The sequence below is a fragment of the Mycobacterium sp. 1165196.3 genome (assembly GCF_001673415.1).
Lineage (GTDB): Bacteria > Actinomycetota > Actinomycetes > Mycobacteriales > Mycobacteriaceae > Mycobacterium > Mycobacterium europaeum_A.
Genome location: NZ_LZLU01000219.1, coordinates 23,240 through 45,775, shown reverse-complemented (window position 1 = coordinate 45,775; position 22,536 = coordinate 23,240). Strand labels below are relative to the sequence as shown.

Here is a 22,536-nt window from a genome sequence, read left to right as displayed (position 1 = left end):
CAGCGCCGCGCCGCGCGCGATCGTCACCTGGGCCATCGATTGCACGAAAACCGGTACCGGCAAAGTCGTTTCGAGCTGCCAGGAGAGGCCGTCGATGTCGCTGTGGCCGCCCACCACGACGACGCCGCCGGGCTGCCATCCGTTGCGCTCGAACATGCCGGTCAGCCAGCGGGTCAGGCCGTCGAAGCCGCCCCGCACGTGCTTGGTGGCCGTCTGGGTCTCACCGTCGTGCGTGTCGACCATGACCACGGTCGTCGAGTCCCGGTCGAGGATGCAGACGGCGGTCTGCTCGTAGCCGATGACGGGCGCGATGGCCCGAGCCAACGTCTCGATGGCTTCGAGGAACCGGATCGGCACGACGTTGTCGAATCCCGCGTCGGTCAAGGCCTCCAAGACCAGCGCGGCCTGTGCGGATGCTTCGTCGTTCCAGGTCACTCCGATGACACGCAGCCGGCGATCGCTCGCGGCCGCCTCGGTGTCGACCCGCAATACCTCGTCCACCACTTGTTCTGCGGTGCCCACGGCGCGCACACCGTGGCCCGCGCGCAACACCAGCTCTTGGTGATCGAGGATGGTGCCGTCGGCGCCATGTCCTTCGGCGAGGACCCAACCAACGGCGGTCGGCGTCACTGACAGGCCAAGAACCGTGTCCAAATCTATGCCCCAATCGGTCCCGCGTCCGACGCCCTCAGCCGCATCTACGCGCACCATGAAGCCGCGGGCGCGGTGATTCGAGAGAGCCGGAACAGACGCGGGATAGCGTGGTCTTCATCGGCTTGCTTCGAGAGCAGCCTACGCGGTCGGCGCAAGTCCGGCTGCCCCGGTCGGGCATGACAGCGGAATCGCCAGATGAAAGGGCGGCGCGGTGAAACGGGGCTGGGCCGCAGGCGGGTTCGCCGCTTCAGCCGGTTGCCGCCGGTTGCAGAGCTCCGACGAGGTGAGGGCCGCGAGGGCCGCGAGGGCCGTAGTGCGGGGGGCCTCTGGGTCGCCAAACCAGGCTTTATCGGCCGCGCAAATTAAATGCCCCGCACCGCGCGACCGTGGTGCCGTCAAACGATCAAACTGCCGACGCGCGGCGCGCCGGTGGCGATCAGCGAATCCGGTCCGGGCTTCATTTCGGGGGATTCTAAAAGCGTGGGGCATCGCGAGAGCTCGACTCGACGTAAACCCGCTGCGGCCTGGCGTTTTCTCACCCGGTGTGTGGGGCGGTCATACAGCGGGTACGCGGGGCCCGACGCCGCCCGGTTGCGCCGGGTGGCGAAATTGTGAAGTGAAAAGCGATGCCGAAACGAGACGCGTTCGCGTCCCAATCGACATTTGACGGACTCACACGGTAAATTCCTGTGAGACCACGATCACACTGATCACATCGACAAGGGGCAGGTATGACAGATCTGAGCGAGAAGGTCCGGGCCTGGGGGCGCCGGCTTTTGGTCGGCACAGCGGCGGCAGCCACACTGCCGGGCCTGATCGGTCTTGCCGGCGGCGCTCCAACCGCGAATGCGTTTTCGCGGCCGGGCCTGCCAGTCGAGTACCTGCAGGTGCCGTCCGCCGGCATGGGCCGCAACATCAAGGTCCAGTTCCAAAGCGGCGGCAGCGGCTCCCCCGCGGTCTATCTGCTGGACGGTCTGCGGGCCCAAGACGACTACAACGGCTGGGACATCAACACCCCTGCGTTCGAGTGGTACTACCAGTCGGGCCTGTCGATCGTCATGCCGGTCGGTGGTCAATCCAGCTTCTACAGCGACTGGTACAACCAGGCCTGTGGTAAGGCCGGTTGCCAGACGTACAAGTGGGAGACCTTCCTCACCAGCGAGCTGCCGCAGTACCTGCAGTCCAACAAGAGTGTGAAGCCGAACGGAAGTGCGGCGGTCGGCATCTCGATGGCCGGTTCGTCGGCGATGATCCTGGCCGCCTACCACCCGGCCCAGTTCATCTACGCCGGCTCGCTGTCGGCGCTGCTGGACCCGTCGCAGGGAATGGGGCCGAGCCTGATCGGTCTGGCGATGGGTGACGCCGGTGGCTATAAGGCCAACGACATGTGGGGTCCGTCGAGCGACCCGGCGTGGGCGCGCAACGACCCGACCCTGCAGATCCCGAAGCTGGTCGGCAACAACACCCGGCTTTGGGTGTACTGCGGTAACGGCACGCCGTCCGAGCTCGGCGGGGCCAACATGCCGGCCGAGTTCCTGGAGAACTTCGTGCGCAGCAGCAACCTGAAGTTCCAGGACGCCTACAACGGCGCCGGCGGCCACAACGCGGTGTGGAACTTCAACGCCAACGGAACGCACAGCTGGGAGTACTGGGGAGCCCAGCTCAACGCCATGAAGCCCGACCTGCAGGGCACTCTGGGCGCTTCGCCTGGCGGCGGCGGATAACCCAACCGCCCGCTCGGTCACTACTGCGCCTGACGTCTCCGTCAGGCGCAGTAGTGCGTTGGGGGATCGCGGTCGTGAGCCTGGCGATGCTGGTGGCGCCCGCCCGGGCCGACACCGTGAGTCCGCTCACCCCGTTGGTCGACGCGGCCGCGCAACGGCTGCAGATCGCCGACTCGGTTGCCGCCTACAAGTGGCACCAGCACGGCGCCATCGAAGATCCGGCGCGCGTCCAGCAGGAACTGGCCAGGCTGGGTGACGAGGCCGTCGCCCAACACATCGACCGCGATTACGTCACCCGGGTGTTCGGAGACCAGATCAGCGCCACCGAGGCCGTCGAATACGGCCGGTTCGCGGACTGGAAGCTGAATCCGGGAAGCGCTCCGCCCGACGCACCGGACCTGTCGTCGTCGCGGTCGGCGATCGACGCCCTCAACCAGACGATGCTGACCCAGCTGTCGGGCAACTGGGGCGTGCTGCATTCGCCGGAATGTGGCGCCCAACTCGACGCCGCGCGAAGCGGCGTCACCCGCGGGCGGCAGCTCGACGACCTGTACCAAAAGGCCCTGTCATCAGCGACGCAGTCGTATTGCCAGCAATAACTTAATTTTTCCTCACCGATTTCTAACGGTCCGATTTGGCCCGCCGATAAGGCGGTTTCCGCAGATAGATGGCATATCTCGCGCCATTTTCGAATAGGTAACGCTTTGGCCACACGCGCCGAAATCCCGGACATGAAGAATCTCTGCAAGCTTCTCGTCAAGTCCGTAGTGGTCGGCGGGGTCGTTGCAGCGTCGATGGCTTCGTCCACGGGTGTGGTGAGCGCAGACCCCGCTCCCAACTGGGACGCGATTGCCCAATGCGAATCCGGTGGCAACTGGCACGCCAACACCGGAAACGGGAATTACGGTGGACTGCAATTCAAACCAGCCACCTGGGCGCGTTACGGCGGTGTCGGCAACCCGGCCGCCGCGTCCCGAGAGCAGCAAATCGCTGTGGCCAACCGGGTTTTCGCCGAGGAGGGTGTGGAGGCCTGGCCAAAGTGCGGCGCGCAATCCGGCCTGCCGATCGGTTGGTACTCGCACCCGGCCCAGGGCATCAAGCAGATCATCAACGGGCTGATTCAGGCGGCCGTCCCGCACTGATGAAACGCACCTGCGCTCTATGACCGGGCGCCACGCTGTGTTTGGATCAGCCCATGGAAGGTTCGGCGACTGTTCACATGGCGGCGCCTGCGGCCAAGATCTGGGATCTCATCGCGGACGTCCGCAACACCGGAAAGTTTTCCCCGGAAGTCTTTGAAGCCGAGTGGCTCGGCGATGCGACGGGCCCCGCCCTGGGGGCCAAATTCCGCGGTCACGTCCGGCGCAATGAGATGGGGCCGGTGTATTGGACAACGTGCAAGGTCACCGCCTGCGAACCGGGCCGCGAATTCGGCTTCACGGTGCTCCTCGGTGACAGGCCCGTCAACAACTGGCATTACCGCCTGGCGCCCAGTGGCGGCGGCGGGACCGACGTCACCGAGTCGTTTCGGCTCAACCCGGCGCCGTGGCTCGCCTTCTACTGGTTGTTCGGCGGCTTTTTGCGCAAGCGCCGCAACATCCGCGACATGACCAAGACGCTGAACCGCATCAAAGACGTGGTCGAGGCGGACTGACGCCCGTGAAATCCGTCTTCATCACCGGTGCGGGCAGCGGCATGGGTCGCGAGGGCGCAAAGTTGTTCCACGCCAAGGGCTGGCGCGTCGGCGCGGTCGACCGCAACGAGGACGGCCTGGCGACACTGAACGACGAACTCGGCGGCGATCGACTGTGGACCCGCGCCGTCGACGTGACGGACAAGGCGGCCCTCGAGAATGCCCTGGCCGATTTCTGCGCCGGCAACAGCGGCGGCGGACTGGACATGATGTGGAACAACGCCGGCATCGGTGAATCCGGCTGGTTCGAGGACGTGCCCTATGACGCCGCGATGCGTGTCGTCGACGTGAACTTCAAGGCGGTACTGACGGGCGCGTACGCTTCGCTGCCCTACCTCAAGAAGACCCCGGGCAGCCTGATGTTCTCCACGTCGTCGTCCTCGGGGACCTACGGCATGCCGCGCCTGGCCGTCTACTCGTCGACCAAGCATGCGGTCAAAGGTCTGACCGAGGCGCTGAGCGTGGAGTGGCAGCGCCACGGCGTGCGCGTCGCCGACGTGCTGCCCGGGCTCATCGACACCGCCATCTTGACGACCACGACCAATCACTCCGACGACGGGCGCGCACCCATGACGGCGGAGCAATTGCGGGCCACCGCACCCAAGAAGGGCATGCTCCGGTTGATGCCGGCAAGCAGCGTGGCCGAGACGGCGTGGCAGGCCTATCACCATCCGAAGCGGTTGCACTGGTATGTGCCCAAGAGCATCCGCCTGATCGACTTTTTCAAGGGCGTGAGCCCGGAATTCGTGCGACGCAGCATCGTCAAGTCCCTACCCGCGCTTGCGCCGAAGCGGCAGTAAGGAGGTCGGCTGGTGGAAAACCGTTTGCTCACAGTCGCTTTGGTTTCGGCGGCGGTCGTCGTCAGTGTCGCGGGATGCAGCGCGGCGCCGACGACGCCTCGTCGGGCCGCGCGGCTGACCATCGACGGCGCCACGCACACGACGCGTCCCCCGGCGTGCCGGCAAGACCAGATGTACCGCACCATCAACATCCCCGACCGCGACGGTGGGGTCGAAGCGGTGGTGCTGCTCAGCGGCTACCGGGTGATGCCGCAGTGGGTCAAGATTCGCAATGTCGACGGATTCAGCGGCAGCTTCTGGCAAGGCGGGGTGGGCGACGCGCACGTCGAACTCAACAACGACGCCTACACCATCACCGGCAGCGCCTACGGCATCAACAGCAGCAACCCCAACAAAGTGGTGACCACCGACTTCAAAATCGTCGCCGAGTGCTGACTCCACAGCTGGTCGGGGCCTAGGCTCGAAACGACGCCTGATCGAGGGAGGGGGCCGGTGAAGGAACGGTTGCACTGGTTCGCGATGCATGGCTTCATCCGGGGCGCCGCGGCCCTCGGAGCCCGGCGAGGCGACGTCCAGGCCAGGCTGATCGCCGATCCGGCGGTGGCCGCCGACCCGGTCGCCTACTACGACGAAGTCCGTGCCCGGGGCAAGCTGGTGAAGGGCCGCGTGGCGTATCTGACGGCCGATCACGCGCTGGCGCATGAACTGCTGCGGTCCGACGATTTTCGGGTGCTGATCTTCGGATCGAATCTGCCGGCGCCGCTGCGATGGGTGGAGCGCCGCACCCGCGACGGCCTGCTGCATCCACTGCGTGCGCCATCGTTGTTGGCCGTCGAACCGCCCGATCACACCCGTTACCGCAAGACGGTGTCGGCGGTGTTCACCCCCAGAGCCGTTGCCGCCCTGCGGGATCGGGTCGAGCAGACGGCCGCCGAGCTGTTGGATCGGCTGGCCGGTGAGTCCGGCGTGGTGGACATCGTCGGACGGTACTGCTCGCAGCTTCCGGTGGCGATCATCAGCGACATTCTCGGCGTGCCCGAGTCGGAGCGCCCGCGCGTCCTCGAATTCGGCGAACTGGCCGCACCGAGCCTCGACATCGGCTTGCCATGGCGGCAATACCGCAGCGTGCAGGACGGGATCGCCGGCTTCAGCGCCTGGCTCGCCGAGCACCTGCAGCGGCTACGCCTGGATCCCAGCGACAATCTGATGAGCCAGCTGATCCAGACGGCCGAAAGTGGTTCTGCGGAAACCTATCTCGACGAGAAGGAGCTTCAGGCGATCGCCGGGCTGGTGTTAGCCGCCGGCTTCGAGACTACGGTCAACCTGCTCGGCAATGGGATCCGGATGTTGATGGACGCGCCGGAGCATCTGGACACCCTGCGCCGACGTCCCGAACTGTGGCCGAACGCCGTCGAAGAGATCCTGCGGCTGGAATCGCCGGTGCAGCTGACCGCGCGGATGGCGCGGGGCGACGTCGAGATAGCCGGCCGGCAGTTACATCGTGGCGATCTGGTGCTGGTGTATCTGGCCGCCGCCAACCGGGATCCATCGGTTTTTCCCGACCCGCACCGCTTCGACATCGAAAGGGACAACGCCGGACGGCATCTCGCCTTCTCCGGTGGCCGGCACTTCTGCCTGGGCGCGGCCCTTGCCCGGGCCGAGGGCGAAGTCGGACTGCGCACATTTTTCGACCGTTTTCCCGAGGTACGCGCGGCGGGCGCCGGAAGCAGACGCGAAACCCGGGTGCTGCGCGGATGGTCGTCGTTGCCGGTGGCTCTGGGGCCGTACGTACGCGAGTACGACCGAACCGGTTGACACCGGGGCGGCGACGAGGTTTATTTGCCGCTATGACAGAGGCTTCTATGATCGCGGTCGAGGACGTCGTACGTGGGCTGTGGCAGGCGCTTTCGCGGCGAGATTGGGAAGCGATCAAAACCTTTTTGTCCGACGACTGCCTCTACGTCGACATGCCGGTCCCCGCACTGTCGGCGCGCGGTCCCGAGGGCATCGTGCAACGCCTCAGGATGGGACTCGAGCAGTTGGCCGGCTACGAGAACCACCCCGGCGTGCTGGTGTGCAACGGGTCCGACGTGCTCTACGAGCACTCCGAGACGTGGACTTTCGCGACAGGTGAGCAGGGTGTGCTGCGCTTCGTGACGGTCCACAAGGTCGTCGACGGCAAGATCACCGTCTGGAAAGACTATTGGGACATGAACAGCCTGGTGGCCTTCGCTCCCCCGAACCACTTCGAGGGTTTGGCGACCGGCGACACCAGTTGGATATTCGACGCCTCATCGCTGGTTTGACGAAGGCCGCTCCACGGCACCCCGACCGTCTGCCGCCCACGCCCGTTGGAACGCATGATGGCGGCTACGACTCGGCCAGTTTCCGGAGGCGTTTCAACGTTTCCGTCAGTGCGCGTCCCACCTGGCGCACGGCGATCCGATCGGCGATGTACCCAAGTATTCCCCCGGGCGCCTGATACGACAGCCGAAATGTCACCCGTGTGCAGCCGTCGCCTTTGTCGCGCAACCGTATCCGCCCGCGCAGCGTTACGCCGGTAATTCCCACCCAGGCGAGGTCGCGGCCGTCGTCGAACTCGACCACCTCGATCACGCCGCCAACGGGTACGGAGCCGATCTTCCAATGGACGGTGTACCGCGCACCGACGCCGGGTGGTTTGTCGTTCGACGACTCCCACCGCTCCAGGCTCGCCATGAACGACGGGTAACAGTCCGGGTCGCTGACGATTTTCCAGACGGCGGCACGGTCGGCGTTGATGACGCAACGGCGTTCGACGCGCATCAGCCGATCACCGGGAATCGTCGTTCGGCAGCCAGCCGGTCGACGCCCCCCTGCAGGGAGGCCATCACCTTGTCGTGCACCGCTTGATCGTCGCCGTCGACCTCAATCGGGTCTTGAACCTCGATCACGATCTTGGTGGGCAACGGGATGTGGCCCGCCAGGTCGCTGATGTTGAGTCCCCAGGGCAGCGCCAGCGATATCGGGACGCTCTTGAGCCGGAGCAACTTGTCGGCCATCAGCAACTTGGCCAGCCACTGCCCGCGATTGAGAAAGAGCGCGCTCTCCTGCCCACCGATGCTCGCGACGGGGACGATCGGCACCCCGGCCTCGCGGGCCAGCTTGACATAGCCCATGCGCCCGCCGAAGTCGACCTTGTGACGTTCCCAGGAGGGCCGGAACACCTCGTAGTCGCCACCGGGATAGACCAGCAGTGCTGCGCCGGAATCCAGCGCGAGACGGGCATTTTCGGGGTTGGCGGCGACGGTGCCGAATTTGCGCAACCAGCCGAGCGGCGGCGCGGACACGACGAGGTTGTGGGCCAACTGGTAAAAGGGCCGCTCAACGCCGAAATACGAGCAGAAGGCGAGCGTGAACACGAAGGTGTCGGGCGGTACATTGCCGCCACTGTGGTTGCCCACCAGCAGCACCGGTCCCTCGGCCGGAATGCGGTCCAAGCCCCGCACGTCCGCCCTGAAATAGAACGACGCCAGCAACCAGGTTCCCGGCAGTTGATCGCGGATGTAATCCGGATCTCGCTGGTCAAGGTCGGCTTTGGGCACCCACGACACAACTTTGTCGCGAGCCCAATTCAAGACGTCCTTCGCGGTCGCCATGTCGGCACGCATACCCCGGCGTCACCGGGGGTCAAACGCCGCGATGCAACCGGCCGGGCACGAAAATTACCGGGCCGCCGCAACACCTGGGATGGTCACCCCTCGTGTTTTGACCATCCCAGTGTTGTTGGCAGCCGACGGCTACAAGTACCGCTGGACGCCACCGTGACCGTGACAGGTCCCACTGGCATGGGGATGTTCGCTGAAAGACCAACTCCCATCCGAGCACTGGGCCGTGGCAGCCTGCGGTTGTGAGCCACCCTTTTGCGGATATGGCACGCAGTCACCAGAACTGGCGGTGTAGCAACCGCCGCTGGGTGACGCGTAGGCCGATGGCGCCACAGCGGCGGCGCCGAAGACGACGGCTGCGATGACAAACGCAGCACGGGACAACACGTGCCCAAACCTCCCTTGTCCATCATCAGGTTGGCGACGTTTGCCCGATTCGTCGATCGAAGCCTATGCGCCCGGACCGTTGCCCACAGGCGAATCTCTGAAAAATTTCCCGCTGTCGAGGCGAGGGCAGCGCCGCTACTGCGCCAGTCCGTCCAGCACCCGGACCCGAACGGGATCGCGCTTGCCCTTGACGTCAACCCAGCCGAGCATCCGCACGCGTGCGGACTCACCAAGCGCGACCGCGGTATTGGGTCCGATGACCACTTGCCCCGGCTCAGCCAGGCCCTCCAGCCGTGCCGCCAGGTTCATGGTGTCGCCGATCGCGGTGAAGTTGCGTACTTGCTGCGCACCGACATTGCCCACCAGCGCGGGACCGGTATTGATTCCCACCCGAAAGCGCGGCCAGTCGTCGCGTTCGGCCGCCGCCTGCTCGACGGCGGCATGCAGTGCGAGTCCGGTGCGCGCGGCGCGCACCGCGTGATCAGGTTGGCGCACAGGGGCATTCCAAATCGCCACCACCGCATCACCGGCAAAGGGCAGGACGGTACCGCCGGCTTCGAGGATGACCGGAACGATCGCGCCGTAGTAGGCATTGAGCATGCCGACCACCTGCTGCGGACTGGTCGCCTCGGTGAACGCGGTGAAGCCGTGCAGGTCGGCCATCAGCACCGTGATGTCGGTGATCGCACCGCCGAGGCCCGCCTGATCGGGATCGGCGAGCAGGGCCGTCGCGACCGCGGGTGACATGTAACTACGGAACAGTCCATCGAGGTTCCGGTAAAGCCGGGCGTTCTCCAACGCGATCGAGGACTGCATGGCGAACGACCACAGCAGGGCGCTGTCGGCATCGGAGAAGGCGCCATCCGGTGCACGCGCCTCGATCACGCCCGCGACCTGGCCCTTCACCATCAGCGGCAGCTCGAGGACGGTGCCCTGCGGTGCGGTCGACTCCGACCCGTCGGCCGCGCCGTCGTCGAAGTAGAGCTCGCCGGCACGCACCCGAGCCAGCCGGAAATGGTTGCCCGGGAACGCGTCGGAGAGGGCGACCAGCACCCGATTGAGCAGGGCGTCCTCGTCCTGAATGACGCTGGATTCCTGGCCCAGCGCGACGAGTTCGCCGAGCTTGCGGACGCGTTCGCGTTCGGCGCCCAGGGCTTCCGCGCCGCGTTTGAGGACCGCCACCTGCTGCTCGGTGAGTTCGAACCGGTCGGCGAGGGCGGCGGCGGCAGCGCCGGGCGGAACCTGCTCGCCCCGCTCCCGGCGTTGCAACATGTCGACCATCGTCTCCAATGCCGCCGTGTAATCGCGGCGCAGGCCGGCGATGGTCTGTTGGGTGGCGAGTGCGTCGAAAAGACCTCTGACGGTGCCTTCGCGGCGGAACTGGACCCGCGCGCTGTAGGCGATGAAGCAGAAGGCCATCGTCATCAGCACGTGCCACAGCCACCAGGAGGCATGCCAGCTCATCCCGAACGCGAGGGCCACCGCCGCCTCGGACAGCAACGTGAACGCGGTCAGCACCGAGATCACGACCACCGCGGGACGGCGCCGGTAGACCGGCAGGTAGGCAAGCGCGGCGAGGGCGAACAGTGCGGCGCCGACCAGCGCGCAGGCCTGTTCCACGCGTTGCACCAGCTCCTGGTTCGGCAGCCGGTCGAGCAGTCCGTACAGGACGGTCACCGCGCAGGCCGCCATCAGCGCTCCCACCGTCAAAGCCAGGGCGGGGCGCACCGACCAGAGGCGGGCGCTCCTGGCCGGGTCGAAGGTGATCGACGAGGCCAGCGCCACGAGCCCGGCCAGCACCAGGCCCACTCGGGTCGGCAACATGAAGTCCGCATCGGAGGTGTCGAAAAGGACCCCCGGCGTGAAGACGGCGTGCACGCCGAAAAAGCCGGCGGTCGTCATGAATACGAGCGACACCAGCCAGAGCCGGGCGTCGTCGCGCGCGCGTGACGCCCGCGCGATCAGGGCGCCCAGCACGACGCTCACGGCCGAGGCGGTCAGCACCAAGATGAAATGGGCCACCCGGTTGTCCCATTCCAGGTCGACCTTGGGTATGCCCAGCAGCAGCCATAACGCGAGCATGGGCAGCGCCATGTGCATCACCCAGTTCGCCGTGCGCAGCCTCGATCCCCGGCGAACGGCCCGCGGCCTGCGTCGCCGGCAGTCGGCGGGCTTCGAACGGGCGGTCACGGCCGGCCGCCGCGATGCGTCAGCCGGTAGATGCGTGCGGCGTTCTCGCGGGCGATGAGGTCGACCACCCGGATGGCGTCCGGTTCGCTCCACTCGCCGCGGTCCACAAATTCGCCGAGTACCCACTCAATGCCCCTGCGCCACAAGATCGCGCCGAGGAAATGCAGCTCCGGCGGACCGAATCCGTCCGACGAATAGAGGATCTTGGAAAACGGCGCCATTTCCAGCAGACGCGCAAGGAACGCCGGTGACCGCGCCCCCAGGTAATTGACGCTCAACCCGCCATCGACATAGACGTTGTTGAACGCCTGGGCCAGATAGCCGGCCTCGCGCTCGTAGGGGTAGCAGTGCAACAGCACGATCGGCACGTCTTTCGTGCTGCGCAGGAAGTCAAGCAGCAGCAGCGGATTGGCCTGGTGCAGATCGCAATCGCGGTCGCCGAACCCGACGTGGAACTGCAGTGGCTTGCCCAGTCGCAGTGCCTGGTGCAACCCGAACCGCAGCAGCACCCTGTCTTGTAACCGGGTACCGCCGCGGTCGCGCCAGCGGCTCGCGGCTTCGGCGACCTCGGCCGGCGACGGAGCGCTGAGGTCGCCCTCGAACCCGCCCCGGTACGCCAGAATCGATTTGGTGCCGACCGCGCCGGCCGCGCGCCGGTGCAAGATCTCCCCGAACGCCGCCGCGTAGTCGCCGCGGGCTTGCGCCGCCTGCTCGGCCACCTCCTCGAGCCGCACCACCTCGCGCGCATCACCGCCGGACAGCCGGGCCATATCCGCGACTCCGGCGACACCGCCACCGCCGATCCCGGTATCCACCAGCCACTCGCTCACCCCGGCGGCCGACAAGAACAGCCGCGCCAAGTCATGCTCGTCGAACTGGCTACGGCGCTCCCAATACTCTTGCGGGTCAACGTGTTTGGACAAACCCAGGACGGGAGCGCAATGGGCGCGCACCGCGAACCCGAGTTGAGAGTCGAAACCCGGATGGGTAATGGGTTCGCTGTTGGCCTCGTTGAGCGCGTTCTCGAATCGCGGCCGGTCTGCCGGCGCCAACCAGCATCCGTGGACATGCTGATCAATCAGCGCCAGACCGCCGATGTGCTGGGACAGGGCGCGAGTGTCGGAGACCATGACCGGCCGTCACAGGCTCCAGGCCATGCGGAATTTGTCCGCCAACTGCTCGGGCGCCAGGTCGCCGTAGCGCTCCCGCTCCAGGCGGCGCACCGCGACCACCATGTCGACGGCCGGATCGCCCAGGATGCGGCGCATCACCTCCGAACCGTCAAGCGCCGCAATCGCTTCGGCCTGCGAATCGGTCAGCCGCACGATACCGTCGCGCACCCGGTCGGATTCGGGCACGGTGGCCGGGTCGATCGTGACCTCCGGTGGCAGCGTCGTCTGGCACTTGATCCCGTCCAACGCCAGGCCGAGGATGGCCGCCGACGCGAGATACGGGTTCCCGGAAGGGTCGACGATCTTGACCTCCACGTTGCCGCCGCGCGGGGTGCCGGGCCCGCCGGTGACGAACCGCACTGCGGCCTCCCGGTTTTCGGTACCCCAGCAGGCGTAGGCGCCGGCCCAGTTGCCCGGCCGCAACCGCAAGCCGGACACGATCGACCCGCACAGGACGCCTTGAGCTTCCGGCAGTCCGTGCACCAGACCCGCGACCGCGCTCTCCCCCGCGGCCGTCATGCCCTGGCTCGCGTCGCCGCCGCAGAACAGCGGGCCTTTCGGCGTCGACAGTGAGAAGTGCTGATGTGCACCGGATCCCGCGCCCCCGGCGAAGGGCGCGGGCGACAGGCTGATCCGCAGCCCGTGCCGACGCGCCGCGCGCCCGATGATCAGCCGCATCAGTATCAGCTGATCGGCGGCGGCCACCGGGGCCTGCGGCGAGAGCGAGATTTCGAACTGGTTGGCGCCGTATTCGGGGTGCAACTGTTCGATCGCGATGCCGGCCCCCGTCGCCGACCCGATCACATCGCGAACGAACGCCTCGTGTTCGAGCACACCGGCCAGGCCGTACTGCGCCCACAAGGTCGACGGCAGCCGGGCGCCGTCCGGGCCGACCAACAGAAATTCGATTTCGTGCCCGACCGCGGCCTCGATGCCGGCTTCGGCGAGCGCCGCCTCGACGCGCCGCAGCGTGCCACGGCTGCAGGTCGGCACCGGGGTGCCGTCCTGCTCGAAAAATGCGGCGGGTGCCCACGCCAGCCCGTCACCCACAATGCGCAACGCCGACAGATCGATCCGGAGGCGCTGGTCCCCCACCACGCCCGCATCGGCGGTGAAGGCGATCCCGGTCTGATCGATGGCGAACGCATGCCAGGACGGGCTGGCCCCCAGGCCGGGATCCGCGAACGTGTCGGTCCGCCGGATCGGGACCGTCTTGGCCAACGTGAGCCCGGCCGGATTCACCACCGTGCCGATGACCGTGTCGACGCCCTCGGCCTCCAGCTGCGCGATTGCCGCGGCGGCGAGCGGTGTGCCGGTCATGGCAGCCATTCTCCCCACCTCGCGCCGACCCGGACGGCAAACGGCGTCACCGCACGCTCAGTTCTGCCGGCCGACGAGTTCGGTGACGAAGCGATCGAGGAAACCATCCACGGGTGCCTTGCCCACCGGCCGGATGACGAATTTCGTCAGGCCCGCCTCGAGGTAGGCGTCCAGCTGCCGGTGCAGCCGATCCCACCCGGCGGCGACGAGCTCGCCGGGGTCCCGGTCCGGGCGGCGCCGGTGCACGGCCGCGGCCAACTCCGCGGGCAATTCCCCGTCGGCTACGGCCAGGGAGATGCCGAAGTGGTCTGGCTCGATGCTGCGGCCGGCGTGCGCGGCGGCTCGCTCGATCGCCTCGCGCCCGGCCCGCGCCTCGGCGGGGGTGAGGAAACTGCCCAGCCAGCCGTCGCCGAGCGCGCCGATGCGCCGAAAGGCGGCCGGCGCCGAGCCGCCCACCCAAATATCAAGCGGCGGTGATGGTTTCGGTGCGACGGCCACGTCGGTGACGCTGAAATATTGGCCGGTGAACGTCGTCGAATCCTCCACCAGCGCCGCGCGCAACAGCCGCAGCGACTCGTCGAACACCGCCGCGCGCTCGCCGTCGGGGACCACGAAGACCTCGCGTTCGGCCGGTATCGCCGAACGCAAGCCGAACACGGGAAGAACCCGTTTGGGCGCGACGGCCGCCAGCGACGCCAACTGCTTTGCCACCAGCACCGGATGCCGGCCCGGAAGCACGGCCACCGAGGTCCCCACCTTCAACCGGGTCGTCCGGGACAGCGCGTACGCCATGCCGACCATCGGATCGACCGCCGGGGAGTACACCAGTTCGGAAAACCACAGCGAGTCCACCCCGTTCGCCTCGAGGTGATCCACGATGGCGGCCAGTTGATCCGGCGCGGTATCGGCACCCAGGCCGACGCCGAAGCGAATCTTCACCGCCGCCTCCCTCCGAGTTCCCTCACCCACACCGCAACATCGGCGGCGCGTCTTTTGTGCCCGCGGCGCGCGCCATCGCCGGATGGCCGGGCCACACGAAAACTAGCCGCGGCTGGGGATGGTCAGCTTGCAGGCTTGGCCAATGTCGAGGGTCCGCAGCACTCGGCCCATGCCGACCCACAGCGCGCAGGACAGTGCCAGGTCGGCCAGCAGTTCGTCGGAGAAGTGTGCGGCGCACCGGCTCCAGAAGTCTTCGTCGTCGCGCAGCGCGGTGTGCTCGGTGGCGAAGCGGTCGGCGAACTCGGCGGCCAGCCGCTCCTGTTCGCTGTAGCCGGGCCAGGTGCGCCACTCGTGGACGTGGTCATAGAGCTCCTCGTCCACACCCGCCGCCGGTCCGTCTTCATCGCGGGTGTTGACGCAGACGACGCATTCGTTGCGGTGGGCGATCACGGCGCGGGCCAGTTCGCGGGTGCGGATCGGCAACCGGTTCTTGGTGTACACCGCCTGGCTGAAGCCGCCGAGCGCGCCGCCGATGTCCGGGGACTTCACAAACCAGCCGGCCAGGTCGTCGTCAGCAAAAGTTCCGATTCGGCTCATGGCGTGATGGTACGCCCGCGTCATCACCCGGGTTGGGGATGTCGGCGAATGCGTATCGGCACCGGTTAGCGAGCGGCCGACGGGATTGCCACGGTCGGCTGTTCCTCATGCCAATCCCGTTGGGCCAGCACACGATGCGCGACGCGGTCCAGCGCCGCCTCCACCGCGCGGCGGTCCGGGCGACCCTCGAATCCCGGTGACCGGGCGAGCTTGTCGACCAGCCAGGCCAACAGCAGCGAGTGCACGTACGCGACCTGTTGTCCCCCGGCCGGGGTGAGCCACATCCGCTCGCCGTCGCGCTGCGCATAACCCCCGGATACCAGGCGGGCGAAGGTGGGCTCGAGCACCTCGAACGGTATCCGGAGGTAGTCGGCCATGTCGGTGAGCCGGGCGGTCCCGTACATCTCGGTGTAGCGATTGATCCGCAAGACCCCCCACAGTCCGGCGACGTCGAGCCGGCAATCGGGTCGCATGGCGATGCTGCGCAGCCGCATGCCGGTCTCGCCGCGCAGCATCCGCGCGATCGCGTTCTCCAGCATCTGGTCGGGAGTCTCGGTGGTCGGCATGCCGAACGCGTCGCCGAGATCGATTGTGCTGTCGTGGATGTCGCGCAGCGGGATCTCGCGCAAGAACAGCGCCAGCACGAATCCGACCAGGGCGACCGGCGCCGCCCATAAGAAGACCTGGGTGAGCGACTCGGCGTAGGCCGCCACGATCGGGGCGGCCACGTCGTGCGGTTGCCGGTGCAGAGCCCCGGGTGAACTGACCGCGCTGGGCGGCGCGCCGCTGGCCGCCAGGGCCGCACCGATGCGGCCGTTGAGGAAGTTCACGAACAGCGAGCCGAAAATGGCCGCGCCGAACGAACTTCCGATGGTCCGGAAAAACGTCACACCCGAGGTGGCGACGCCGAGGTCTTCGAAATTCGACGTGTTCTGCACGATGAGGATCAGCACCTGCATGGACAATCCGATGCCGGCGCCGAGGATCACCAGGTAAAGAGACTGGATCAGGGCGGAGGTGGACGGCTGCATGCGCGACATCAGCAGGAAGGCCAACGCCATCAGCGCGGTGCCGGCCACCGGAAAGACCTTGTAGCGCCCGGTCCGGCCGACGATGGTGCCGCTGCCTGTCGAGGTGACCAGCATGCCGAGCACCATGGGCAGGGTGCGCAGGCCCGAGGTGGTCGCCGAAACCCCGTTGACGTACTGCATATAGGTCGGCAGGAAGGTCATCGCGCCCAGCATGGCGAAGCCCACCACGAAGGACAGCACGCAGCAGACGGTGAACACCGGGCTCCCGAACAACCGAATCGGCAAGATGGGTTCGGCCGCGCGCCGTTCCACCATCACGAACACGCCGAGCGCTATCGCGGCGCCGACGAACAGACCGATGATGGTCGGTGATCCCCACGGGTAGAGGGTGCCGCCCCAGCTGGTGGCCAGCGTCAGGCCCGCGGCGCCCAGGCCCACGAACGTGATGCCGGCGTAGTCGATGGCGGGCTTGGCGGACGCGGTCAGGGCGGGAATCGCCGCTGCGGCAACGAAGATGACCACGACCGAGATCGGCACGTTGACCCAGAACGCCCACCGCCAGGTCAGGTAGTCGGTGAAGTAGCCGCCGAGCAGCGGGCCGATGACCGTGGTGACGCCGAAGACCGCCCCGAGGATGCCCTGATATCGGCCCCGCTCGCGCAGGGGGACGACCTCGCCGATCAGCGCGCTGGCCGTGACGGTGATGGCGCCACCGCCAATCCCTTGCAGTGCGCGCGCACCCACCAGCATTGCCATCGACTGGGCCAGTCCGCACAGTATCGAGCCGACGACGAAAAAGACTATGGCCGTTTGGAATACGCGTTTGCGGCCGAAGACGTCGCCGAGCTTACCCACCAGCGCCGTGACGATGGTCGATGCGAGCAGATAGCTGGTGACCACCCAGGACTGATGCCCGGCATCGCCCAGGTTGGCGACGATGGTCGGCAGCGCCGTCGCCACGATGGTCTGGTCCAGCGCCGCGAGCAGCATGCCGAGCACGATCGCGATGAAGATCAGATTGCGTCGTTGCGGGCTGATCAGCTCGCCGCTGGATGCGGCACCGGAAGCCGGGCGAGTTTGGGTCGCTGCCCTTGGGCTCGTCATACCTGGGCGACGTTACCTATTTCGCCGCCGGCCGCGTCAGCTGGGTGGGCGCGACACGCACTGCGCCGAGTACAACTCCACGCCCAGCTTGTCCATCAACTCGAGTTGGGTCTCGAGGTAGTCGATGTGCTTTTCCTCGTCCGCCACGATGTTCTCGAACAGCGTCGCGGTGGTGGAGTCCTGCTTTTCGCGGCACAGGATGATCGCCGGCTTGAGCCGCTCCATCACCTCGTACTCGATGGCCAGGTCGGCCTCGAACTGCTCACGCAGCGTCTGACCGATGCGCAGCGAGAAGAGGCGCTGGTAGTTCGGCAAGCCGTCGAGCAGAAGAATGCGGTCGGTGATCGCCTCGGCGTGTCGCATCTCGTCGAAGGACTCGGCCCGGGTGTGCCCAGCTAACTCGGTGAAACCCCAGTTGTCCTGCATCTTGGAGTGCAGGAAGTATTGGTTGATCGCGGTGAGCTCGCTGGTCAGCTGCTCGTTGAGCAGACGCAAAACTTCCGGATCCCCTTGCATTGTCACTCCTATGGTGTGAGCGGCTGTCGTATGTGGCCGCGGCGGGCACGCTGGGCTGGAGCGCACAAACCTGGGCTGTAGCAGCACTTTGCCACGGCCGCCGGGAATGTTCCAGCAAGGTTTGGCTGCGCTCAGTGGGTCCCCGAGTGGGGTAAGTCACCCCTTGGTTAGGTTAGACTCGGCTAACGAACTTAGGTTAGACTCCACTAATATGCGGCGTATGAATTCGGCCCCATCGCCCCGGTGCCTGATGACTCGGAACGCCGGCGGCCGGGACGATTCGCAGACGCTGGACCGGGCTTTCGACGAAGGGGACGCCGAAATGCGGGAGGTGCGCTGATGTACGTGTGCCTCTGTGTTGGGGCCACCAACCAGACCGTGTGCGACGTCGTCGCGCAGGGCGCATCGACCTCCAAAGAGATCGCCGCCGCCTGTGGGGCCGGTGGTGACTGCGGCCGCTGCCGGCGCACCCTGCGGGCCATCCTCGCCGCCTCGGCCAAGCTGCAGACGGCCCAGTCGGCCTAGCCGCCGTCAGCGTTTGTGCTTCAACTTTTGTTGAACGCGGCCAGCGCCGCGGCGTTGGCCTGTGCGCCCATGAGCTCGGCGAAGTGGGCGTTCTCGCGGGCGGTGGCCGCCACAATCTCGGGCCGGACGGGCTCCATCATGGTGTGCTTGACGGCCATCAAGCTCGAGATCGGCCGGGAGGCAAGGATTTCCGCGTGCTGACGGGCCTGCGTCAGCAGCTCGTCGGGTTCGCAGACCCGCCAGACCAGTCCCATCCGCAGGGCCTCGTCGGCGGCGACCCATTCCGACGACATCAGCAGCCAGGCCGCGTTCTGCCGGCCCACCAGCTGGGGCAGCAGGTATGACGATGCCGCTTCGGGCGCCACGCCCAGGCTGGTGAACGGGCACTTCAGGCGGGCGGTCGACGACATGAACGCCAGATCGGCGTAGCCGAGGATGGTGGCCCCGATGCCCACGCCGACGCCGTTCACCGCGCAGATCAGCGGCTTGGGAAAAGCGCTGAGCGCGCTGATCAGTCCGATGAAGCCATGCTTGCCCGGGGTGAAGTCCGGGTCGGTGATGCGTGCCTGCATTTCGGCCAGATCGGTACCGGCGCTGAAACCACGGCCCGCGCCGGTCAGCAGCACGACCGCGACTTCGGGATCGTCGGCGGCGGCCAGCAACGCCTCGGCAGTGGCGTCGTAGAGAGCTTCGTTGAACGCGTTGAGCGCCTCGGGCCGGTTCAGTGTGAGGGTACGTACCCGTTTGTCGTCATCGATCTGCAGCGTCACGCCAGCAGCCTAGTGGGGATCGCAAGCGCGGCGCAGCCGGGCGCAGCGGGTCACCACGCCAGCAGTCCTGTGGCTAGCCGTTGCTGTAGACGCGGGTTGGCGCGATCAACACCACGGCGCGACCCTCGGCGGCCATCACCCTGTCGTACTCGTCCCAGTCGTCGTGCGTGCCGCCCGCGGCGGTGAACACGTCGCGAAGCAGCAGCCGCAACTGATCGGCGTCCGTGAGCCAGGGCCGGCTGTCGGCCGGGCCCGCCAGCTCGGCGCGGCCCTCGACCGTCGCCCACTGCCACCCGTTGCGAAAGGTGACGGCCAGCTGCGGTCGGGCCCGCAGGTTGGCCAGCTTGACCTTGCCGTAGGTGGTGAAGCCGAGAACTGGCTGGCCGTCCGCGGGGTGCGCCAGCAGCCCCACGTTCACCAGCGAAGCCTGGACCGTCGCGTCAGCGCGGACGGTCGACACCACCGCCAGGCCGCTTTCCGTCGCGGCCAAGGCGACCGCGTCGCGCAGTGTCGTCATGAGAGCCCCTCATCCGTTGAACGGGCTGGCGAAGACGTACCGGCTCGTCGGCACCGTGTCGATGTTCTCGTTGGCGCCAAAGGCGCTGGTGCTGGCGACCATTCGCCCCATCCGGTCCTGTAGGTCGTCGTCATCGGCGGCTCCGAAGAAAGCGTGGAGGTCGGTGATGGCCTCGATCGGGAACAACTCCTCGACGATGCCGGAGATTCCCGGCGCGTCCGGGGTCAGCGCCCGCACCACCCAGTTCTGGGTGTAGCCGAACGTCGACTGCGTTTCGATCGCCACCGAGGTGTGGTGACCCTGCCACCGCGTCAGCCAGGTCGCCTGGTCCATGTCTGCGGGCCGGCGCAGCAGCGCGACGTTGGCCAAACCCGGTGTGCGAGCGCCGGATTCGACGGTTGGAGCCATCAGCGGGACGGATTCGGTCACCAGATACGCGGCGAGCTGTTCACATTCCTGGGCGAGGAATTTGAACGCCGCCGTCATCTGCTCGCCGTAGCACTGCTGGGTCCACATGCTCACCACCGCCGCGACCGGCGGGTCCAGGGTGGTCAGCGTCATCAGCGAGTGGCGCACGGTGCTGTCCCGAACATTCATCTGCAGCCCGGCGACGCCCAGTTGCAGCAGCGCATCGGCGACGTGACCCCGTTGCCGGGCACACCACGCGTCATCCGGCTCGGCCCGCCTGAGCACCGCGATCACCTTTTCCATAGGCAGAACCTACCCGGGGCGGGCACCGGGTAGGCCTACTTCACCAGCCGCACCTGGTGCTGGCTGCTGATCACTGTGCCGATCAGCTCGGCCAGCCGGCGATAGGACTCGTCGCGCCCGCTCGATGACCGGTAGACCAAGCCGATCCGCCGCCCCGGGCGGGGTGCGGCGAACTGCGCCAGGCCCAGGCGGCTGCGCGAGGCCTCGACCGGCACCGCGCTCTGTGGAATGAGCGTGACGCCCAGGCCGCCGGTCACGCATTGCACCGCGGTCGCCAGGGAGGCCGCCCGGGTATTGGCCAGCTCTGCCCGCACCCCCGCCTTGTGACAGACGTCGAGTGCTTGATCACGCAGGCAGTGGCCTTCGTCCAGCAACAGCAGCGGCAGGTCGGCCAGGGCGGTCGCCGGAACCCGGCGCTTGCCAGCCAGCGGATGGCCGGGCGGTAGGGCGAGGACGAAATCCTCGTCGTAGATCGGGATCGCGGTGACACCGGCACCCTCGGCGGGCAGGGCGATCAGGGCCGCATCCAGTGCGCCCTCACGCAGCACCGCCAACAGCCGTTCGGTCTGGTCTTCGGTCACCCGCAACGTCAGGCCCGGCAGCCGCTCGGCGACGCCGGCCAGCACGGTCGGCAGCACATAGGGCGCCACCGTCGGTATCAGCCCCAGCCGCACGCCGGTCTGCAGCGGGTCGGTGGACCCGGCCGCGGCGGCGCTGAACGCGTCGGCGGCCTCGACGACCGCCTGGGCGCGCGGGAGCAGTTCCGTGCCCTGCGTTGTCAAGAAGACACGCCGCGTCGACCGCTCGACCAGCTGGGTGCCCAGGCCCGCCTCCAGCGCCGCCAGCGCCTGCGACAACGTCGACTGGCTGACGCCGAGATCCGTTGCGGCACTGCTGAATTGCCGCTTCTCGGCGATCGCCACGAACGCGCGCAGGCCGGCGATAGTGGGCTGATAAGTCTTATCGGTCATGCCTATGAGTCTAGTGGGAAATATCACCTTTACTTCAATAAGGCTACGCGGCAACATGGTGGAGGACATCTAATCTTGAGTAATTCCAGATAAGGAGCGATATGCCTCTGCTGACCATCGGCGACCAGTTCCCCGCCTACGAGCTCACTGCGTTGATCGCGGGCGATCTGTCCAAGGTCGACGCCAAGCAGCCTGGGGACTACTTCACCACCATCACCAACGAGGACCACGCCGGCAAGTGGCGCGTGGTGTTCTTCTGGCCGAAGGACTTCACCTTCGTATGCCCGACCGAGATTGCCGCGTTCGGCAAGCTCAACGACGAATTCGCCGACCGCGACGCGCAGGTGCTGGGTGTCTCGATCGACAGCGAGTTCGTGCACTTCAACTGGCGGGCCCAGCACGAGGACCTGAAGAAGCTGCCGTTCCCGATGCTCGCGGACATCAAGCGGGAGCTGAGCCTGGCCACCGGTGTGCTCAACGCCGACGGCGTGGCCGACCGGGCGACCTTCATCGTCGACCCGAACAACGAGATCCAGTTCGTCTCGGTGACCGCGGGTTCGGTGGGTCGTAACGTCGAAGAGGTGCTGCGCGTCCTGGACGCACTGCAGTCCGACGAGCTGTGCGCCTGCAACTGGCGCAAGGGTGACCCGACGCTGGACGCCACCGAGCTGCTCAAGCAGTCGGCCTGATCCCGGCCTGGATCGCATAAGGTTCGGAGAAGGAGGCGAGATGAGCGTAGAAAACCTCAAAGAAGCGCTACCGGAGTACGCCAAGGACCTCAAGCTCAACCTGGGCTCGATCACTCGCACGACCGAGCTCAACGAGGAGCAGCTGTGGGGCACCCTGCTGGCCAGCGCCGCGGCGACGCGGAACACCCAGGTGCTCGCCGAGATCGGGGCCGAGGCGGCCGACATCCTGTCCGCCGAGGCCTACAACGCGGCGCTGGGAGCCGCATCGATCATGGGCATGAACAACGTGTTCTACCGTGGCCGGGGCTTCCTGGACGGCAAGTACGACGATCTGCGCGCGGGGTTGCGGATGAACATCATCGCCAACCCCGGCGTGGAGAAGGCGAACTTCGAGCTGTGGTCTTTCGCGGTGTCGTCGATCAACGGCTGCCCGGACTGCGTGGCCGCTCATGAGCACACGCTGCGCGAGGCCGGCGTCAGCCGGGAAACCATCCAGGAGGCGTTGAAGGCCGCGGCGATCATTTCCGGCGTGGCGCAAGCGATCATCGCCTCCCAGACGCTGGCCACCGTCGGCTGATC

General features: G+C 67.1%; 25 protein-coding genes and 1 pseudogene. 11 read left to right on the top strand and 15 right to left on the bottom strand.

The features are described 5' to 3' along the window. A pseudogene (locus tag A5659_RS22130) lies at positions 1 to 654 on the bottom strand (hypothetical protein); the annotation flags it as partial. Positions 655 to 1,385: 731 nt separating this feature from the next. Here A5659_RS22130 and ag85B point away from each other — a divergent pair. The 8 genes from ag85B (at position 1,386) to A5659_RS22090 (ending at position 7,177) form a co-directional block, all read left to right on the top strand. Further along, positions 1,386 to 2,378, top strand: coding sequence for a diacylglycerol acyltransferase/mycolyltransferase Ag85B (gene ag85B, locus A5659_RS22125; protein ID WP_066870705.1), 993 nt, complete (start codon positions 1,386 to 1,388; stop codon positions 2,376 to 2,378). Positions 2,379 to 2,401: 23 nt separating this feature from the next. After that, positions 2,402 to 2,977: a chorismate mutase gene (locus A5659_RS22120; protein WP_369829396.1), complete on the top strand. Its 576-nt coding sequence runs from the start codon at positions 2,402 to 2,404 to the stop codon at positions 2,975 to 2,977. Between the two features lie 105 nt (positions 2,978 to 3,082). Then, positions 3,083 to 3,520, top strand: coding sequence for a resuscitation-promoting factor RpfC (gene rpfC / locus A5659_RS22115; protein ID WP_066870708.1), 438 nt, complete (start codon positions 3,083 to 3,085; stop codon positions 3,518 to 3,520). 35 nt (positions 3,521 to 3,555) lie between these two features. Beyond that, positions 3,556 to 4,032: an SRPBCC family protein gene (locus A5659_RS22110; RefSeq protein WP_197498137.1), complete on the top strand. Its 477-nt coding sequence runs from the start codon at positions 3,556 to 3,558 to the stop codon at positions 4,030 to 4,032. Between the two features lie 5 nt (positions 4,033 to 4,037). After that, positions 4,038 to 4,871 carry an SDR family oxidoreductase gene (locus tag A5659_RS22105; RefSeq protein ID WP_066878144.1) on the top strand — a complete coding sequence of 278 codons (834 nt, stop codon included), beginning with the start codon at positions 4,038 to 4,040 and terminating at the stop codon, positions 4,869 to 4,871. Positions 4,872 to 4,883: 12 nt separating this feature from the next. Continuing rightward, the gene (locus A5659_RS22100) at positions 4,884 to 5,306 is read left to right on the top strand and encodes a lipoprotein LpqH (protein ID WP_066878146.1); all 423 of its coding nucleotides are present in this window, start codon (positions 4,884 to 4,886) and stop codon (positions 5,304 to 5,306) included. A gap of 57 nt (positions 5,307 to 5,363) precedes the next feature. Next, the gene (locus tag A5659_RS22095; protein WP_066878149.1) at positions 5,364 to 6,686 is read left to right on the top strand and encodes a cytochrome P450; all 1,323 of its coding nucleotides are present in this window, start codon (positions 5,364 to 5,366) and stop codon (positions 6,684 to 6,686) included. A gap of 47 nt (positions 6,687 to 6,733) precedes the next feature. Beyond that, positions 6,734 to 7,177 carry a nuclear transport factor 2 family protein gene (locus tag A5659_RS22090; RefSeq protein WP_066878151.1) on the top strand — a complete coding sequence of 148 codons (444 nt, stop codon included), beginning with the start codon at positions 6,734 to 6,736 and terminating at the stop codon, positions 7,175 to 7,177. A 64-nt stretch (positions 7,178 to 7,241) separates the two neighbouring features. On the opposite strand, the gene A5659_RS22085 is transcribed toward A5659_RS22090, so the two are convergent. The 10 genes from A5659_RS22085 to bfr form a co-directional block, all read right to left on the bottom strand. Next, on the bottom strand, positions 7,242 to 7,676 hold the full coding sequence (locus A5659_RS22085) for an SRPBCC family protein (RefSeq protein WP_067024495.1): 435 nt from the start codon (positions 7,674 to 7,676) through the stop codon (positions 7,242 to 7,244). Further along, a complete protein-coding gene (locus A5659_RS22080) occupies positions 7,676 to 8,509 on the bottom strand; it encodes a lysophospholipid acyltransferase family protein (RefSeq protein WP_066870792.1) in 834 nt (277 codons plus the stop codon). The genes A5659_RS22085 and A5659_RS22080 overlap by 1 nt, the downstream gene beginning before the upstream one ends. Before the next feature lie 141 nt (positions 8,510 to 8,650). Further along, the gene (locus A5659_RS29025) at positions 8,651 to 8,905 is read right to left on the bottom strand and encodes a DUF3761 domain-containing protein (protein ID WP_156749311.1); all 255 of its coding nucleotides are present in this window, start codon (positions 8,903 to 8,905) and stop codon (positions 8,651 to 8,653) included. 135 nt (positions 8,906 to 9,040) lie between these two features. Further along, positions 9,041 to 10,999: an adenylate/guanylate cyclase domain-containing protein gene (locus A5659_RS22075; protein ID WP_156749310.1), complete on the bottom strand. Its 1,959-nt coding sequence runs from the start codon at positions 10,997 to 10,999 to the stop codon at positions 9,041 to 9,043. Positions 11,000 to 11,091: 92 nt separating this feature from the next. Next, positions 11,092 to 12,225 carry an amidohydrolase family protein gene (locus A5659_RS22070; protein ID WP_067184227.1) on the bottom strand — a complete coding sequence of 378 codons (1,134 nt, stop codon included), beginning with the start codon at positions 12,223 to 12,225 and terminating at the stop codon, positions 11,092 to 11,094. 9 nt (positions 12,226 to 12,234) lie between these two features. After that, the gene (locus tag A5659_RS22065) at positions 12,235 to 13,587 is read right to left on the bottom strand and encodes a glutamine synthetase family protein (protein WP_067024502.1); all 1,353 of its coding nucleotides are present in this window, start codon (positions 13,585 to 13,587) and stop codon (positions 12,235 to 12,237) included. A 57-nt stretch (positions 13,588 to 13,644) separates the two neighbouring features. Further along, complete coding sequence (locus A5659_RS22060) at positions 13,645 to 14,526, bottom strand: TIGR03854 family LLM class F420-dependent oxidoreductase (RefSeq protein WP_067024504.1); 882 nt, start codon at positions 14,524 to 14,526, stop codon at positions 13,645 to 13,647. Between the two features lie 102 nt (positions 14,527 to 14,628). Beyond that, positions 14,629 to 15,123 carry a carboxymuconolactone decarboxylase family protein gene (locus A5659_RS22055; RefSeq protein ID WP_066870794.1) on the bottom strand — a complete coding sequence of 165 codons (495 nt, stop codon included), beginning with the start codon at positions 15,121 to 15,123 and terminating at the stop codon, positions 14,629 to 14,631. Between the two features lie 65 nt (positions 15,124 to 15,188). After that, on the bottom strand, positions 15,189 to 17,258 hold the full coding sequence (locus A5659_RS22050) for an MDR family MFS transporter (RefSeq protein WP_067024507.1): 2,070 nt from the start codon (positions 17,256 to 17,258) through the stop codon (positions 15,189 to 15,191). Between the two features lie 36 nt (positions 17,259 to 17,294). Then, positions 17,295 to 17,774 (bottom strand): bacterioferritin, encoded by a 480-nt coding sequence (gene bfr / locus A5659_RS22045; RefSeq protein WP_066870748.1) that lies wholly within the window; start codon positions 17,772 to 17,774, stop codon positions 17,295 to 17,297. Positions 17,775 to 18,113: 339 nt separating this feature from the next. On the opposite strand from bfr, the gene A5659_RS22040 reads away from it, so the two are divergent. Continuing rightward, positions 18,114 to 18,299: a bacterioferritin-associated ferredoxin gene (locus A5659_RS22040; protein WP_066870751.1), complete on the top strand. Its 186-nt coding sequence runs from the start codon at positions 18,114 to 18,116 to the stop codon at positions 18,297 to 18,299. A gap of 20 nt (positions 18,300 to 18,319) precedes the next feature. On the opposite strand, the gene A5659_RS22035 is transcribed toward A5659_RS22040, so the two are convergent. The 4 genes from A5659_RS22035 to A5659_RS22020 form a co-directional block, all read right to left on the bottom strand. Continuing rightward, positions 18,320 to 19,069 carry an enoyl-CoA hydratase/isomerase family protein gene (locus tag A5659_RS22035; RefSeq protein ID WP_066870755.1) on the bottom strand — a complete coding sequence of 250 codons (750 nt, stop codon included), beginning with the start codon at positions 19,067 to 19,069 and terminating at the stop codon, positions 18,320 to 18,322. A 73-nt stretch (positions 19,070 to 19,142) separates the two neighbouring features. Next, positions 19,143 to 19,586, bottom strand: a complete 444-nt coding sequence (locus A5659_RS22030; protein WP_067024510.1) for a TIGR03618 family F420-dependent PPOX class oxidoreductase — start codon at positions 19,584 to 19,586, stop codon at positions 19,143 to 19,145. A gap of 9 nt (positions 19,587 to 19,595) precedes the next feature. Beyond that, the gene (locus A5659_RS22025; protein ID WP_066878165.1) at positions 19,596 to 20,297 is read right to left on the bottom strand and encodes an EthD domain-containing protein; all 702 of its coding nucleotides are present in this window, start codon (positions 20,295 to 20,297) and stop codon (positions 19,596 to 19,598) included. A gap of 35 nt (positions 20,298 to 20,332) precedes the next feature. After that, positions 20,333 to 21,268, bottom strand: coding sequence for a hydrogen peroxide-inducible genes activator (locus tag A5659_RS22020; RefSeq protein ID WP_066870763.1), 936 nt, complete (start codon positions 21,266 to 21,268; stop codon positions 20,333 to 20,335). 101 nt (positions 21,269 to 21,369) lie between these two features. On the opposite strand from A5659_RS22020, the gene A5659_RS22015 reads away from it, so the two are divergent. After that, positions 21,370 to 21,957 (top strand): peroxiredoxin, encoded by a 588-nt coding sequence (locus A5659_RS22015; protein WP_066870766.1) that lies wholly within the window; start codon positions 21,370 to 21,372, stop codon positions 21,955 to 21,957. A 40-nt stretch (positions 21,958 to 21,997) separates the two neighbouring features. Next, entirely contained in the window at positions 21,998 to 22,534 is a 537-nt protein-coding gene (locus A5659_RS22010; RefSeq protein WP_066870770.1) for an alkyl hydroperoxide reductase, read from the top strand. The last annotated feature ends 2 nt before the right edge of the window (positions 22,535 to 22,536 follow it).

Excerpts from the sequence above, each read along its gene's own strand:
- ag85B (WP_066870705.1), top strand. The coding sequence starts at position 1,386 with ATGACAGATCTGAGCGAGAAGGTCCGGGCCTGGGGGCGCCGGCTTTTG.
- A5659_RS22090 (WP_066878151.1), top strand. The coding sequence starts at position 6,734 with ATGATCGCGGTCGAGGACGTCGTACGTGGGCTGTGGCAGGCGCTTTCG.
- A5659_RS22085 (WP_067024495.1), bottom strand. The coding sequence starts at position 7,676 with ATGCGCGTCGAACGCCGTTGCGTCATCAACGCCGACCGTGCCGCCGTC.
- A5659_RS22080 (WP_066870792.1), bottom strand. The coding sequence starts at position 8,509 with ATGGCGACCGCGAAGGACGTCTTGAATTGGGCTCGCGACAAAGTTGTG.
- A5659_RS22075 (WP_156749310.1), bottom strand. The coding sequence starts at position 10,999 with ATGGCGCTGCCCATGCTCGCGTTATGGCTGCTGCTGGGCATACCCAAG.
- A5659_RS22070 (WP_067184227.1), bottom strand. The coding sequence starts at position 12,225 with ATGGTCTCCGACACTCGCGCCCTGTCCCAGCACATCGGCGGTCTGGCG.
- A5659_RS22065 (WP_067024502.1), bottom strand. The coding sequence starts at position 13,587 with ATGACCGGCACACCGCTCGCCGCCGCGGCAATCGCGCAGCTGGAGGCC.
- A5659_RS22055 (WP_066870794.1), bottom strand. The coding sequence starts at position 15,123 with ATGAGCCGAATCGGAACTTTTGCTGACGACGACCTGGCCGGCTGGTTT.
- A5659_RS22050 (WP_067024507.1), bottom strand. The coding sequence starts at position 17,258 with ATGACGAGCCCAAGGGCAGCGACCCAAACTCGCCCGGCTTCCGGTGCC.
- bfr (WP_066870748.1), bottom strand. The coding sequence starts at position 17,774 with ATGCAAGGGGATCCGGAAGTTTTGCGTCTGCTCAACGAGCAGCTGACC.
- A5659_RS22040 (WP_066870751.1), top strand. The coding sequence starts at position 18,114 with ATGTACGTGTGCCTCTGTGTTGGGGCCACCAACCAGACCGTGTGCGAC.
- A5659_RS22030 (WP_067024510.1), bottom strand. The coding sequence starts at position 19,586 with ATGACGACACTGCGCGACGCGGTCGCCTTGGCCGCGACGGAAAGCGGC.
- A5659_RS22025 (WP_066878165.1), bottom strand. The coding sequence starts at position 20,297 with ATGGAAAAGGTGATCGCGGTGCTCAGGCGGGCCGAGCCGGATGACGCG.
- A5659_RS22020 (WP_066870763.1), bottom strand. The coding sequence starts at position 21,268 with ATGACCGATAAGACTTATCAGCCCACTATCGCCGGCCTGCGCGCGTTC.
- A5659_RS22015 (WP_066870766.1), top strand. The coding sequence starts at position 21,370 with ATGCCTCTGCTGACCATCGGCGACCAGTTCCCCGCCTACGAGCTCACT.
- A5659_RS22010 (WP_066870770.1), top strand. The coding sequence starts at position 21,998 with ATGAGCGTAGAAAACCTCAAAGAAGCGCTACCGGAGTACGCCAAGGAC.